A 13,405-nucleotide genomic window follows, 5' to 3' on the forward strand; every position below is an offset into this window, starting at 1 on the left:
CGTTATGAAACAGCGTTGCGATATGATTGTCAAATGGCCCGCCCACGTACCCGCGACTACGACGAGTTGCGCCGAGACCTTCTGGACGCGGCCGGACGGCTGCTCGCCCAGGAAGGCCCGCAAGCGCTGAGCACCCGACGCCTGGCCCATGAGGTCGGCACCTCCACCAAGGCCGTCTACAACCTCTTCGGCGACAAGGCTGGCCTGCTCCGCGCGATGTTTCTGGAGGGATTCGCCCGGCTCGCCGACGAGTTCGCCCGGGTGCCCACCGACGGCGACCCCGAGGCCGACCTGATGGCCCTCGGACACGCCTACCGTGCCTCAGCCCTGGACAACCCGCACCTGTACGAGCTGATGTTCGGCCGGCCCCTCGCCGACTTCCAGCCGGACGAGGCAGCCGTGGCTCAGATTCAGGGCACGTTCGACACGCTGGTACAGGCCGTCGCTCGATGCGTAGACGCGGGCCGGTTCGCCCCCTGCGACCCTCACGACATCGCCGTCCACCTCAACGCCCTGGTGCACGGCCTGGCCAGCCTGGAACGCCTCGGCCGGCTGGGCCCCCGCCCCCAGGCTGACCACCACTGGCGGGTCGCCCTAGAGGCGGCCTTCCGCGGCCATCGCGCCCCACCCCTGTGACGGGCGCCGAGAGGTTGCGGTTCTGGGGGCGTACAGGCGCCGGGCGCGTGGACTATGTCCAGGACATCCTCACCGAGGATGCAGGGTCATCCCGCTGGGCGGGCATCGACCACACCCGCCGGGTCGCCCGGACCAGCGCGGCGGTCAGCTCGATCGGCGGCTGGTACGACATCTTCCTGCCCGGCCAGCTCCGCGACTTCCGGATCCTGCAGGAGGCCGGCCGCCCGGCCCGGCTGACGGTCAAAGCCGACTCGGCTTCTCCAGCGCGAGCGGCATTGACCAGGACTGGCTCTTGGGAGCTGTGGTCTGAGAGGCGCCGGGTGTTATTGGAATCAGCGCGCTGCCGGGCTCGCTCACCGGCCTGTCTGGCGGCGGCGCACATGCGGGGCAGGATGTCGGGCCGGGTGAGGTCGATGTTTCTGACCGCTGTGAGGAAGGCGGTCAGGATCTCGCTGTCGATGTCAGCGGAATCTTGGGCACCGAGGTAGAGGCGGAGCCAGCCGGCGATACGGCGCAGAGCAGGCACTGCCACCCCGACCGCTCCCACCAACCACTGTCGGTCGTCTCCTCGGGCCCGGATTACGAGCTCGCGCCAGACGACGTCGCAAGTGGCGTCGCACAACGTCCGCGAGATCAGGAGGTCGCGAAGCTCCGTCAGCGGAATCTGGCGCGCGGGCAGCTCGTCACCGAGGGCCCTGCCATCGAGTGCCAGGCCGTCGGGAGCGCACGTGACGAGCTGGAAGGCGTGCTCGACAACATCGAGCGGTGAGCGGTCCTTGGGGGTCGTCTCGCGAAGGTTGGTACTCATCCGGTTGCTCCACTGCGAGAGGAATTTCGGTCTCGCATCCCGGTGTACGCACCGCCTCTGGCGGGCCTCAGGCGGCCAGAGCCGGTGATCTTTAACTGAAGCCAGGCACACTCACCGAGGAGGAGATCGCTGCGATGGTCACGAAGCTCGGCGACCTTCGAAAACTGCTCCACAGCGCCGATCCGCAGGACAAGGCTGATGTGTACGAGCAGCTCGGCCTACGTATGACCTACGACCCAGGCCAGAAAACAGTGATCGCCAGAGCTCAGCTCAGGCGATCATGTACCAAATTGTGTCCGAGGGCCGTTTCGTTCCGCTTTACGAGCGGGCTCAGGGCCGGTGGGCGCGGACGATGAGGTCGGCGGCTTCGGCGGCGATGGCGTGCCGTCGTGCGGGTGGCAGGGGCAGCATGCCGTACGCCGTCTCGACCCGCGCGTCGGTGATCACCAGGTGCAGGAACTGGCGGGCCGCCCTGGCCGGATCCGGCACCCGCAGCCTGCCGTCACCGTCGCAGGCGCGCAGGTAGTCCCCGACGTCGCTGTCCAGCGACGAGGAACTCGCCCGCCAGGTGCGCTGCAGCTCCGGATGGTGACCCACCTCCGCGATGGTCAGCCGGTGCAGCGCCGCCACTCGCGGCGACAGAGCGATGTCCAGCGTCCGCTCCCCGAGCGCGGTCAGGTCCGCACCCGGATCGCCGGTGAGGGCTACGGCCTGGCCCGGCGTGCCTCCCATCGCTGACCTTGCCTCCTGGATGGTGGCGAGGAAGAGCTGTTCCTTGTCGCCGAAGTGGCCGTAGACGGTCTGTTTGCCCACGCCCGCCGCCGCGGCGATCGCGTCGACGCTCGCACGGGCGTAACCCAGGTCGGTGAAGACCTGGATGGCGGCGTCGAGGATGGCTCGGCGCTTGGCCGGTGAGCGTCGCGGGCCGTGGTCGGCCATGGCTTGTCCCCACTTTCGTCGAATAGGTACTAGTCTACGAGACTAGACGGTCTAGTCTAGTTTGGAGGGCGCATGGACGCCGATGTTGTGGTGGTCGGAGCCGGACCTGTGGGTTTGCTGCTCGCCGCCGAGTTACGGCTGGCCGGGGTAACGCCGCTGGTGCTCGACCGGCTCGCCCGGCCGACGAGCGAGCCGAAGGCACGCGGAATCGGGCCGCTGGCCGCGGAGGCGCTGCGCCGCCGCGGGCTGGGGGACGACCTGGCGAAGTTCCAGGAACAGGGGCTCGCCGACAAGGCGCGCGACCACGGAAGTGAGAAAGGGCACTTCGCCCAGATCCACAAGATCGACCCCGACCTCCAGGAGGAACCCGAGCGGATCGGCGCGCTGATCTGGCAGCCGGACCTGGAACGGATCCTGACCGAGCACCTGGCCTCGCTCGGCGTCACGGTCCGGCGCGAACACGAGGCGACGGACCTGGACCAGGACGACTCCGGCGTCACCTTGACCGTACGGACGCCGGAGGGGGAGCGGCGCGTCCGCGCGGCGTACGTGGCGGGCTGCGACGGCGGCCGATCGACCGTACGGAAGCTGACCGGGTTCGACTTCCCCGGCACCGCCCCCACGAGCGTCGTACGGCGGCTGATCGGCGACATCTCGGGCATGGAGCGGCTGCCCGCGCCGGGGTGGCAGCCGGCGGGGATGTTCATGAGCGCGCCCGGCATGGTGGCGACGGTCGAGCACGACGGCTTCCCCGAGGACCGCGACGTGCCGCTGACCGGGGAGGAGATGCGCGACAGCCTGCTCAGGGTGACGGGCGTGGAGGTTGAGGTGACAGCGGTCCGCGACACCCTGCGCTTCACCGACGTCGCCCGTCAGGCGGCTACCTACCGGCTCGGCCGCGTCCTGCTCGCGGGCGACGCCGCCCACGTCCACTCTCCCAACGGCGGCCAGGGACTGAACCTGGGGCTGATGGACGCGGTCAACCTGGGCTGGAAGCTGGCCGCCACGGTCACCGGGCGCGCACCGGACGGCCTGCTCGACACCTACACCGCCGAACGTCACCCCGTAGGCGCCGCCGTCCTGCACAACACCCGCGCCCAGTCGGCGCTGCTGCGACCCGGAGCGCACGCGGCGGCCATGCGCGACATCGTGTCGGACCTGCTCGACCTGCCGGAGGTCAACCGCTACTTCGGGCGGCTGCTGAACGGGCTCGGCACCCGCTACGACCTCCCGTACCCGGCAACCCATCCCCTGGCCGGCCGCCCCTGCCCCGACCTGCGGCTCACGCTGCCTTCCGGCGGCCCGCGGGCCCTCGCCGAGCTCGCCACGTCGGGCCGGCCGCTGCTCGTCCACGCGCCGTCGCAGCCCGAGATCGCGCAGGCGGCGGCCGCTTGGCGAGGCGCGCTGGATATCGTCGAGGCGACCGTCGAGGACCGTGACGGCCTGTCGGCCGCCTTCGTCCGCCCCGACGGCACGGTCGCCTGGGCGTCCGGCCCCGGCCCGGCCGACACCACCACCCTGATGGCGGCCTTCCACGCTTGGCTGCCGCCTGCCTGACGCCTCAAGCGGCGGGTCGCTATGGGGCATGGTCGGTGGTCCGTATGGCGTGACGCCTTCTGCCCGGCGGTCGGCGAGGCATGGCCGATCGCCGAGCAACCAGAATTTCTTGACAACAACTTTTTTCGGTGCCATCGTTTCACCATGTACGAAGTGGCGGTGATCGAAGACCCCGCGGCAGCCGAGGCGTCGCTCGACCCGATGCGGTCGAAGCTGCTGGCCGAGCTGGTCGAGCCCGGCTCGGCCACGTCGCTGGCGGCCAGGGTCGGCCTGGCCAGGCAGAAGGTCAACTACCATCTGCGCACGCTGGAGCGGCACGGGCTGGTCGAGCTGGTGGAGGAGCGCAAGAAGGGTAACGTCACCGAGCGGGTGATGCAGGCCACGGCCGCCTCCTTCGTGATCTCCCCGGTCGCGCTGGCCGCGGTGCAGCCCGATCCCGAGAAGGCGCCCGATCGGCTGTCGGCCCGCTGGCTGCTCGCCGTAGCCGCTCAGCTGGTCCGCGACGTCGGGACGCTCATCACCGGCGCCACCGAGGCCCGCAAGCGGGTGGCGACGTTCGCGATCGACGGCGAGGTACGGTTCGCCTCGGCGGCCGACCGCGCGGCCTTCGCCGAGGAACTGGCCGACGCCGTGACCGCGTTGGTGAGCAAATACCACGACGAGACGGCCGAGGGCGGTCGCGACCACCGGTTGGTCGTCGCCGTGCACCCGTCGCTGAAGGAGCGCTGAGGTGGGACATTCCTTCGAGCTTCCCCAGGAGGCCGAGGTCGGGGCGACCCCCGAGGAGGTGTGGGCGGCCATCGCGACCGGCCCCGGCATCGACTCGTGGTTCATGGGCCGCAACGAGGTGGCCGACGGCGTCGTGCGTACCGCCTTCGGCCAGTACATCCCCGAATCGACCGTGACCGCCGAGGAGCCGCCCGCCCGGTTCGCGCACACCAGCGCGACGGCGGAGGACGGCCGGTTCGTCGCCTACGAGTTCCTCGTCGAGGGGCGCGATCAGGGCAGCACCACGCTGCGCATGGTGACCAGCGGCTTCCTGCCGGGCGACGACTGGGAGGCCGAGTTCGAGGCCATGTCCAGAGGGCTGGAGATGTTCTTCGCCACCCTGGTCGCCTACCTGACACATTTCCGCGGCCGGACCGCCACGCCCGTCACCGAGTTCGGGCCGCCCGTCGCCGACTGGCCGCGCGCCTGGGAGATCCTGTACGACGCGCTCGGCACCCCGGGCCACGCCAAGCCGGGCGACACCGTACGGTTCGCGCCCGCCGGGCTCCCCCCGATCGAAGGCGTCGTCTACTACGCCAACGCCCAGACGCTCGGTGTTCGGACCCCGGACGCGCTCTACCGGTTCCTGCAGGGGTTCGGCGGCTCGATGGTCGCCGCGCACCACCTTTTCGCCGGCCCCGGCGACCAAGGACCGGCCTGGCACGCCTGGCTCGATCATCTTTTCGCCGAGCGAAAAGCCTGAACAAGGTCACAGCCCACGTAGAGGACCTGTCGTCGGGCGCCGCCCTGGCCCTGCGCGGCGGGGGAGGCGGTGCCCGGCGAGCGGAGTTCATTCCACCTACGGCGGTCGCGTGACGCTCAGTCCAGTGCGGCCACGTGCTCGGCCAGCGCGGCCGCCAGGGTCCGCTCGCAGGTGGCGGCGTCGTCGGCGGCCCAGCACACGTAGCCGTCGGGCCGCAGCAGCAGGGCGGCCGCGCCCAGGTCGTCCGCGCACTTGGCCCGTACGAGATCGACCCGCGCGGGCAGCCGGAACTCGGCGGGGACGATCCCGGCCAGGTCGAGCAGGACCGCGTGCCCGGCGCCGAACAGCCCGGACAGCCGGGTCGACGCCGAGCCGACGAGCAGGTCGGCGTCCGGCACCCGCTGCCCGGCCAGCGGATGCTCGCCGCCGAGGTCGTAGCCCAGCGACAGGCCGGACATCAGGCCCGCCATGTGGCGGTTGGCGTCCGGCAGCCGCAGCAGGTCGCTGAAGATCTCGCGCAGCGCGGCCACGTCCGCGCTGGGCCGAGGCATGCTCAGTACGCGCTGCGCGGACGTGTGGTGCAGCACCTGGGCGGCCACCGGATGCCGTTCGGCCTGGTAGCGGTCCAGGAGGCCTTCGGGCGCCCGGCCCTGGAGGGTCGCGGCCAGCCGCCAGCCGAGGTTGATCGCGTCCTGCACGCCGAGGTTCAGGCCCTGCCCGCCGAACGGCGGGTGGATGTGCGCGGCGTCGCCCGCGAACAGCACGCGCCCCGCCCGGTAGTCCGCCAGCTGCCGCGTCGCGTCGGTGAAGCGCGAGGAGTTGTCCACCGCGCGCAGTACGGTCTCCTCGCCGTAGACGGCCCGTAGCGCGGTGGCGACCTCCTCCTCCGTGACCGGCGCGTCGCGGTCGTAGTGTCCCTGCTCCTCGCTGCCGAACGTCAGCCGGTAACGCTCGCCACCGATGGGAACCAGCATCGCCCAGTAGCCGCCGCCCTCGCGGACCAGGCTGCTCATGTGGCCCAGCGCCGTGGGGACCGACGCCGACGTGGCGGACAGCCGGACGTCGGCCAGCACCGCCACGAACGTCCCGTCCCGGCCGGGGAAGGGCAGGCCCAACAGCTTGCGTACGGTGCTCCGCCCGCCGTCGCACGCCACCAGGTAGTCGGCCCGGAACCGCCGCTCACCGGTGCTCACCGTCACCCCGTCGCCGTCCTGCTCGACCGCGGTGACCCCCGCGTCGCGCAGGACGCGCGCGCCCCGGGCGGTCGCGGCCTCCTCCAGGACCTCCTCGATCTCCCACTGAGGAACCGCGATCGGGTACGGATGCCGGGTCCGCCACGGCTCGCAGTCCAGCGGCACCGGCAGGGTCGCGAAATGGCCACCGATCGGTTCGCGTACCAGAGCCCGGCTCAGCAGCGGCTCCACCAGCCCGCGCAGCTCCAGCAGCTCCAGTGTGCGGGGCTGGACGGCGCCGCCCTTCATCTGCTCGATGCGCTGGGGCAGCTTCTCCAGCACGAGCGTGTCGACCCCGGCCAGCGCCAGCTCGTACGCCAGCATCAGGCCGGTCGGCCCGGCACCCGCGATGACCACCTCGAAGTCCTTCATGACCCGCCCTCTTCCCGTGGTTTGATCGTCTGAGTGCGAATATATACCCAGTGCAGAAAAAGTCCAAGTGCAGATTTCTGGTAAGGTGACGAGCGTGACGAACGAGCCCGGACTGCGCGAGCGTAAGAAGCAGCGGACACACGCCGCGATCTCCGAGGCGGCGATCGAGCTGTTCCTGCGGCACGGGTACGACCAGGTGTCGGTGGCCCAGGTGGCGGAGGCGGCCGAGGTGTCCAGGCGCACGCTGTTCGCCTACTTTCCGGCCAAGGAAGATCTCGTGGTGCAGCGGTTCGCCGACCACGAGACGGAGAGCGCCCGGGTGGTCGAGTCCCGCGCGGCGGACGTCACACCGCTGGAGGCGCTGCGGGTGCACTACCTCGACGCGCTGGCCAGGCGTGATCCGGCCAGCGGGCTCAACGACATACCCGCGATCGTGGCGCTCTACCGGATGGTCTTCGAGACCTCGTCGCTGGCGGCCCGGATGCACCGGTTCCAGGCGGCGGCCGAGCAGGCGCTCGCCAATGCGCTGCGGGAGACGGCGGGCGTCGATGAGCTCAGCGCCCGCGTGGCGGCCGTCCAGATCCAGGCGGTCCACTGGACGCTGACGATTGACAACGCCATGCGGCTGGCGGGCGGCGAGAGCGCGGACGAGCGCTACCCGGGCGCGGTGAGCGACGCCGAGCGGGCATACGCCCTGCTGGCCAACGGGCTGGGCCACCTGGGCGCGCCAGACCGGGCCTGAGCCCCCTGGGCGCCGCCGTTCGGCGAATCGGGGAGCGGCGTGGAGAGCGGTCGCCGGTCGGTGAATCGAGGAGCGACCTACCGGGTGAACCGGGTCATGGGTGGCTGCCGTTCGGTGAACGGCAGCCACCGTTGTTCGGTTACGCCGCGAGGGCGTTCTCCAGGAGTGGCCGGTGGCGCAGCATCCACGCCGCCGCCCGCGCCTGCCAGGCCAGGGCCCACAGCGGGTCCGGGTCCGTACTCTCGGGCGTGATCCGCGACTTGACCGCCACGGACGCGCAGTCACGGATGGCGAACTCGATCATCCGCGTGACGAAGCCGTCGCGTTCGGCGGCGGGCAGCCCGTAGCCGTCGAGGAAGCGGCGCAGCTGGCCCGCGCGCGCCGCCGCGCCGGGCAGGCCCTGCCGTTCCGCGACGTCGTCGTCGTGCAACTGGGCATTCCACCACGCGGCACCCGCCACGTCGTCCAGCCGGTCGATCGGCCCGGCGCTGGTCCAGTCGATGTACGCGACCGGCAGGCCGTCGCGGGCCACCGTGTGCCACGGTCCCGTGTTCCGATGGCTGATGATCGCATCGGGCGCGGAGCTGTGGAACGGCCACCGTTGCCACACCGCGTCCGGCGGCGGCCGGAACCCGGCCGTCGCGTCGTGGAGCTCGCGCAGCAGGCGGCCCGCCTGCCACACGCCCTCGTCGGACCAGGCGTGCGGGTGGACGAAGTCGCCGTCGATGTAGGTCACGGCGTCTCGTCCCTCCTCGTCGTAACCGTCGCCGATCAGGCGGGGGCTCCCGCTGAAGCCCGCGTTCTCCAGGTGCAGCAGCAGCGCGTGGACGCTGTCCGTCCACGGCCCGGCCGGGCGCAGCACGACGTCGCCGTGCCGGACCACCGGCGTGGGATTGCCCTCGGCGCCCAGCAGGGGCTCGAAGGATGGTTGGGAAGACACTCTTGCTCCTCGTGATCGTGATGGAAGATCACTCCAACGCGAGGAGCCCGGTACGCCTCAGGCGACCTCTCGCGTCGGAGTGTGAGCCGAGACTTCGCCGAGGACCTTGGTGGCCATGTGCCACACCTCCTGCCGGATCGCGGGGTACCGTCCTGGCCGACGCTGCCACAGCCGGGGAAGGCTGAGCAACGCATTTGTCCGCCGGTGCGGAGAAGCCCGGCGGGCGGGGCCCTTCGGGTCGTGACCGCTTTCGGGCCGTTAGCGCTTTCGGCTGGCATCGGGTTTTGGACCGGCATCGGGTTTTGGGGTGGCATCGGGTTTTGGGCCGGTATCGTCGTCAGGCGTCGGGCCGATGATCTAGGGGGATCCGTGACCGAGCCGAGCCTGCTGTGCGTGCACGCGCATCCTGACGACGAGGCGTTGTGGACCGGTGGAACGCTTGCCCGGTTCGCCGACGCGGGCGCCAGGACGGGCGTCGTCACCTGCACGTGGACCGAGGGCACGCGCCGGGTCGCCGAGCTGGCGCGCTCGCTGGAGATCCTCGGCGCGGGCGAGCCGCGGCTGCTCGGGTACGCCGATGGCAACGCCGGGCTGTCGGCGCCGGGCGCCGCCCGCTTCGTCGACGCGCCGCTGGACGAGGCGGTCGGGCGGCTGGTCGGGCACATCCGAGACTTCCGGCCCGATGTGGTGATCACCTATGACGGGTACGGCGGTTACGGCCATCCGGATCATGTCCACACGCACCGGGTGACCCTGGCGGCCGTCGAAGCCGCCGGGTACGACCAGCTCTATCCCACCGCCGGCCCAGCGTGGCGGCCGGGTGCGCTCTATCTGGTGACCCTGCCCCGGTCGATCGTACGGTCCGCCTGGGAGGACCTCTTCGGAGCCGCGCCCGGCGGCGACCAGACGCTTCCCGGGATACCCGACGACGAGATCACCGCCACCGTGGACGTCCAGCCATGGGTGGAGCGCAAGTGGGCGGCGGTGCGGGCGCACGAGTCGGAGATCGAGCGCGGCGCCTCGATGGGGCTGCTGACCGCGCTGCCCGAGGCGACACGCGACCGGCTGCTCGCCACCGAGTGGTACACCGGCGGCGACCCGAAGCTCAGCCTGCTGGTCTGACGCCCGCGCGAGCGATGGCCGCCTCGATCCCGTCGAGGACCACGGTGAGTCCGGCGGCGAAGGCCGGTCGTGCCTTGTCTTCCAGGTATGTCGTGGCCTGCCCAGAGCGCGGGGTTTCGCGGGACGGTGGGGGAGGCGGGTCGTCGGTCTCGATCCAGGCGACCATCGGGAATCGTTCGGCGAAACCGGGGGCGACCTCTTCGAGCAGGGCCGATCGGGCGTACCACCACTCCTCGTCGGACACCCCGGTCGCCGCCGGCGCCTGCCGTGACTCCGCGACCGTCCTGGCCGCGCCCCGGACGAAGTCGGTCAGCAGCGAGACGACGCCCCGCAGCGGACCGGCGCGCAGCCCGGTCGCGCGCAGGACGCCCACCATCGTCTCCATCATCACGAACTCGTTGGGCCCCAGCACCGGCCGCGCCTGCGACACCTGCAGCACCCACGGATGACGTACGTAGAACGCCCGGACGTCCTCGGCCCACGACGTCACGGCCGCCCGCCAGCCCGGTCCGAGGTCGTAGCCGGTGGGCAGCTCGGCCAGGGCGCGGTCGTGCATCAGGTCGATCAGCTCGCTCTTGCTGGGCACGTACGTGTAGAGGGCCATCGCCGTACGGCCGAGGCGTTCGCCCACCGCGCGCATGGACAGGGCCGCCATGCCCTGCTCGTCGGCGACCGCGATCGCGGCGTCCACGATCATGTCCACGCTCAGCCCCGGCTTGGGGCCGGGACCGGTGCGCGGCTCCGGCCCCGTCGCCCGCCACAGCAGGGCCATTGAGCGGCGCGCGTCTCCCTGGCCGGCGAAGACCACCACCTGACAACCCCCTGCGGACGCGATAATCCCTAACGCCATAATCTCCTTACGCCATAAGGATATCAGCGGTGATCACCGAAGCGCGGAACGGTGCGCGGTGGCTGCCGGGGCAGGCTGATCAGGCGCAGGCCGGCCGACACCATGGTCCAGCCGAGCGCCGTCACGCCGGCCGCCCACCTGGGCGGGAGCTCACGCCGGCAGTCTCGGAGCAGGCGCCACCTGGTGGCCTCGGCCCGTAACTCGGTGGCTCTGTGGCGTTCGGTGTAGAGGTGCATGTCGGGGTGCATGTGCCGACCTCCTGGAAGTCTCGGGGGCCATGACGCTCAGGCCCGGAACGGGAATCCGAAGAACTGCAGGGCGACGTGCTCGCGCCCCTCGGTGTCGCCCGCCGCCTCGGCGGCCTTGCCGTGCGCCCACCACTTCTCGACGACCGCGTCCATCTCCTGGCCGAGCAGTCGCAGCTCCTCGGCGGTGAGCGAGGCCAGGTATTCGCTGGCGAACGCGGCGCCGCGCCACTCGGCGGGCCAGGCGGGCTGCTCGTCGAGGTAGCGCTGGTACATCTCGTCCTGGAGCCGGGAGGCCACGCGGGACAGGGCGGTGCGGGCGGCGACGATCTCCGGGCCCTCCTCCGGGGACGGGGCCCGGGCGCTGACGTGCTGCGCGGCGACCTGCCACCAGCGCTCCCTGCCGTCGCCGGTCTGCGGCGCGGCCTCTTCGATGAGGCCGTGCGCGGCGAGTTTGCGCAGGTGGTAGCTGACCAGGGAGACGGCCTCGTCGACCTGGTCGGCCAACTGGGAGGCGGTCGCCGTGTCCGCCACGATCAGAGCCCGGTAGAGCTTCAACCGCAGTGGGTGCGTGAACGCCTTGAGATCGTCGAGATCGCTGAGGCGGCGGGTCTCGTGCTTGGCCATGGCTCCACCGTAGAAGCGAAAGAAAAATTGCGCAAATAAAGTTGCGCATATCCAAGCCATCGCCCAGAGGGCCGTGGGTGGTTCGGGGCCCCACTGCACCGTGGTGGGTTCGGGGGCCGACTATCGCGGGCCGGCATGACCAATCGCCTCGACCGGCTGGAGGCGGCGGGGCTGGTCGAGCGGAGTCTCGACCCGGCCGACCGGCGCAGCTTCCGCATCGCGCTCACCGAGGAGGGGCGGCGGGTCATCGACGCCGCGCTCACCGAGCACGCCGCCAACCTGGCCCGGCTGGCCGCCGGCCTGCCGCCGGACGACGCGACCGAGCTCACCCGCATCCTGCGCGGCCTGCTGACCCCACCCGGATAGAGCCGCCCGCCTGGAGTTCCCTCGCGGCCATTGACATAAAAACCCTCTTTTCCTACTGTTTATATAGGCATTCAAGGGAGGCGCGATGTCCCACTCCACTCACCCGAACCTCCGCGACCAGTGACGCGCAAGCGGATCCATCTCGCGGCCCACTTCCCCGGCGTGAACAACACCACGGTCTGGGCCGACCCCCGCTCCGGCAGCCAGATCGACTTCGCCTCGTTCGCCCACCTGGCCAGGACGGCCGAGCGGGGCAAGTTCGACTTCTTCTTCCTGGCCGAAGGGCTGCGGCTGCGCGAGCTCAAAGGCCGCATCCACGACCTCGACGTGGTCGGCCGCCCCGAGGCGCTCACCGTGCTGAGCGCGCTCGCCGCCGTCACCGAGCGCCTCGGGCTCGCGGGCACTGTCAACGCCACCTTCAACGAGCCGTACGAACTGGCCAGGCGCCTGTCCACACTGGACCACCTCAGCGACGGCCGGGCCGCCTGGAACGTGGTGACCACCTCGGACGCCTTCACCGGCGAGAACTTCCGGCGCGGCGGCTACCTCGACCGCGCCGACCGCTACACCCGCGCCGCCGAGTTCGTCCGCCTCTCGCGCGAGCTCTGGGACTCCTGGCAGCCGGGCGCGCACCTCGCCGACAAGAGCCAGGCGCGGTTCGTCCGCCCCGCCGCCATCGGAACCGTCCACCACGAGGGCCCGCACTTCACCGTCGAAGGGCAGTTCACCCTGCCGCGCGGCCCTCAGGGGCATCCCGTCATCATCCAGGCGGGGGACTCCGACGAGGGCAGGGAGTTCGCCGCCGCCACGGCCGACGTGATCTTCAGCCGCCACGGCACGCTGGAGGACGGCCGGGCCTTCTACGCCGACGTCAAAGGCCGCCTGGCGCGCTACCACCGGGAGCCGGGCCAGCTGAAGATCATGCCCGCGGCCACGTACGCGCTGGGCGACACCGAGGAGGAGGCCGCCGAGAACGCGGCCGCCATCCGCCGCCAGCAGGTCGGCCCGCAGACCGCGACCGCCTTCATCGAGCAGGTGTGGGGTCGTGACATGTCGGCCTACGACCCGGACGGGCCGCTGCCGGACGTCGAGCCCGACCTGTCGGAGGGTGTCTCGCAGGGGCGGGTGCCGTTCGGCGACCGGGCGGCGGTGGCCGCCAAATGGCGGGCGCTGGCCGAGGAGAAGAAGCTGACGATCCGCGAGCTGGTGATCGAGGTGACCGGGCGGCAGACGTTCGTCGGGACTCCGGCGGCCGTGGCCCGGCAGATCGACGAGCATGTGCAGGCGGACGCGGCGGACGGGTTCATCCTGGTGCCGCATCTGACGCCCGGCGGGCTCGACGAGTTCGTGGACCGCGTGGTGCCGCTGCTGCAGGAACGCGGCGCCTTCCGTACCGACTACACCGGCACCACGCTGCGCGAGCACCTGGAGCTGCCGTGACAGCGAGCACCGTGACAGCGAGCACCGTGACCATGCCCACCAGAAGGATGGTGCCCCA

Annotated in this window: 15 protein-coding genes; 8 read left to right on the plus strand and 7 right to left on the minus strand. The window is 71.2% G+C overall.

Annotated features, from left to right (window positions below):
* Nucleotides 1–33 precede the first annotated feature (33 nt).
* The gene (locus AB0C30_RS32900) at nucleotides 34–636 is read left to right on the plus strand and encodes a TetR/AcrR family transcriptional regulator (RefSeq protein WP_357951955.1); all 603 of its coding nucleotides are present in this window, start codon (nucleotides 34–36) and stop codon (nucleotides 634–636) included.
* Between the two features lie 52 nt (nucleotides 637–688).
* Here AB0C30_RS32900 and AB0C30_RS32905 read toward each other — a convergent pair whose 3' ends face one another.
* Nucleotides 689–1,444: a hypothetical protein gene (locus AB0C30_RS32905; protein WP_357951956.1), complete on the minus strand. Its 756-nt coding sequence runs from the start codon at nucleotides 1,442–1,444 to the stop codon at nucleotides 689–691.
* Nucleotides 1,445–1,774: 330 nt separating this feature from the next.
* A complete protein-coding gene (locus AB0C30_RS32910; protein WP_357951958.1) occupies nucleotides 1,775–2,383 on the minus strand; it encodes a TetR/AcrR family transcriptional regulator in 609 nt (202 codons plus the stop codon).
* A 72-nt stretch (nucleotides 2,384–2,455) separates the two neighbouring features.
* Between AB0C30_RS32910 and AB0C30_RS32915 the strand changes: the two genes are divergently transcribed.
* From AB0C30_RS32915 to AB0C30_RS32925, 3 genes are all read left to right on the plus strand, one after another.
* Complete coding sequence (locus AB0C30_RS32915; RefSeq protein ID WP_357951959.1) at nucleotides 2,456–3,940, plus strand: FAD-dependent monooxygenase; 1,485 nt, start codon at nucleotides 2,456–2,458, stop codon at nucleotides 3,938–3,940.
* A gap of 144 nt (nucleotides 3,941–4,084) precedes the next feature.
* Nucleotides 4,085–4,669 carry a helix-turn-helix domain-containing protein gene (locus tag AB0C30_RS32920; protein WP_357649752.1) on the plus strand — a complete coding sequence of 195 codons (585 nt, stop codon included), beginning with the start codon at nucleotides 4,085–4,087 and terminating at the stop codon, nucleotides 4,667–4,669.
* A 1-nt stretch (nucleotide 4,670) separates the two neighbouring features.
* Nucleotides 4,671–5,411 (plus strand): SRPBCC domain-containing protein, encoded by a 741-nt coding sequence (locus AB0C30_RS32925; protein WP_357951961.1) that lies wholly within the window; start codon nucleotides 4,671–4,673, stop codon nucleotides 5,409–5,411.
* Between the two features lie 116 nt (nucleotides 5,412–5,527).
* Here AB0C30_RS32925 and AB0C30_RS32930 read toward each other — a convergent pair whose 3' ends face one another.
* Complete coding sequence (locus AB0C30_RS32930; protein ID WP_357951963.1) at nucleotides 5,528–7,015, minus strand: FAD-dependent monooxygenase; 1,488 nt, start codon at nucleotides 7,013–7,015, stop codon at nucleotides 5,528–5,530.
* 94 nt (nucleotides 7,016–7,109) lie between these two features.
* Between AB0C30_RS32930 and AB0C30_RS32935 the strand changes: the two genes are divergently transcribed.
* Nucleotides 7,110–7,757 carry a TetR family transcriptional regulator gene (locus tag AB0C30_RS32935; protein WP_357951964.1) on the plus strand — a complete coding sequence of 216 codons (648 nt, stop codon included), beginning with the start codon at nucleotides 7,110–7,112 and terminating at the stop codon, nucleotides 7,755–7,757.
* Between the two features lie 139 nt (nucleotides 7,758–7,896).
* On the opposite strand, the gene AB0C30_RS32940 is transcribed toward AB0C30_RS32935, so the two are convergent.
* The gene (locus AB0C30_RS32940) at nucleotides 7,897–8,697 is read right to left on the minus strand and encodes an aminoglycoside phosphotransferase family protein (RefSeq protein WP_357951966.1); all 801 of its coding nucleotides are present in this window, start codon (nucleotides 8,695–8,697) and stop codon (nucleotides 7,897–7,899) included.
* A gap of 369 nt (nucleotides 8,698–9,066) precedes the next feature.
* On the opposite strand from AB0C30_RS32940, the gene AB0C30_RS32945 reads away from it, so the two are divergent.
* Nucleotides 9,067–9,819: a PIG-L family deacetylase gene (locus tag AB0C30_RS32945; RefSeq protein WP_357951968.1), complete on the plus strand. Its 753-nt coding sequence runs from the start codon at nucleotides 9,067–9,069 to the stop codon at nucleotides 9,817–9,819.
* Here the strand turns inward: AB0C30_RS32945 and AB0C30_RS32950 are convergent.
* From AB0C30_RS32950 to AB0C30_RS32960, 3 genes are all read right to left on the minus strand, one after another.
* Nucleotides 9,803–10,630, minus strand: a complete 828-nt coding sequence (locus AB0C30_RS32950) for a TetR/AcrR family transcriptional regulator (RefSeq protein WP_357951970.1) — start codon at nucleotides 10,628–10,630, stop codon at nucleotides 9,803–9,805. The two genes, AB0C30_RS32945 and AB0C30_RS32950, sit on opposite strands and share 17 nt — an antisense overlap.
* Nucleotides 10,631–10,692: 62 nt before the next feature.
* Nucleotides 10,693–10,917, minus strand: coding sequence for a hypothetical protein (locus AB0C30_RS32955; RefSeq protein WP_357951972.1), 225 nt, complete (start codon nucleotides 10,915–10,917; stop codon nucleotides 10,693–10,695).
* 36 nt (nucleotides 10,918–10,953) lie between these two features.
* Entirely contained in the window at nucleotides 10,954–11,541 is a 588-nt protein-coding gene (locus AB0C30_RS32960) for a helix-turn-helix domain-containing protein (protein WP_357951974.1), read from the minus strand.
* A 93-nt stretch (nucleotides 11,542–11,634) separates the two neighbouring features.
* Between AB0C30_RS32960 and AB0C30_RS32965 the strand changes: the two genes are divergently transcribed.
* Together AB0C30_RS32965 and AB0C30_RS32970 are read left to right on the plus strand one after the other, a co-directional pair.
* Nucleotides 11,635–11,907 (plus strand): MarR family transcriptional regulator, encoded by a 273-nt coding sequence (locus AB0C30_RS32965; protein WP_357952190.1) that lies wholly within the window; start codon nucleotides 11,635–11,637, stop codon nucleotides 11,905–11,907.
* Between the two features lie 120 nt (nucleotides 11,908–12,027).
* Nucleotides 12,028–13,347 (plus strand): NtaA/DmoA family FMN-dependent monooxygenase, encoded by a 1,320-nt coding sequence (locus tag AB0C30_RS32970; protein ID WP_357951976.1) that lies wholly within the window; start codon nucleotides 12,028–12,030, stop codon nucleotides 13,345–13,347.
* Nucleotides 13,348–13,405: the final 58 nt, after the last annotated feature.

Source organism: Nonomuraea sp. NPDC048901, from assembly GCF_040649695.1.
GTDB lineage: Bacteria > Actinomycetota > Actinomycetes > Streptosporangiales > Streptosporangiaceae > Nonomuraea.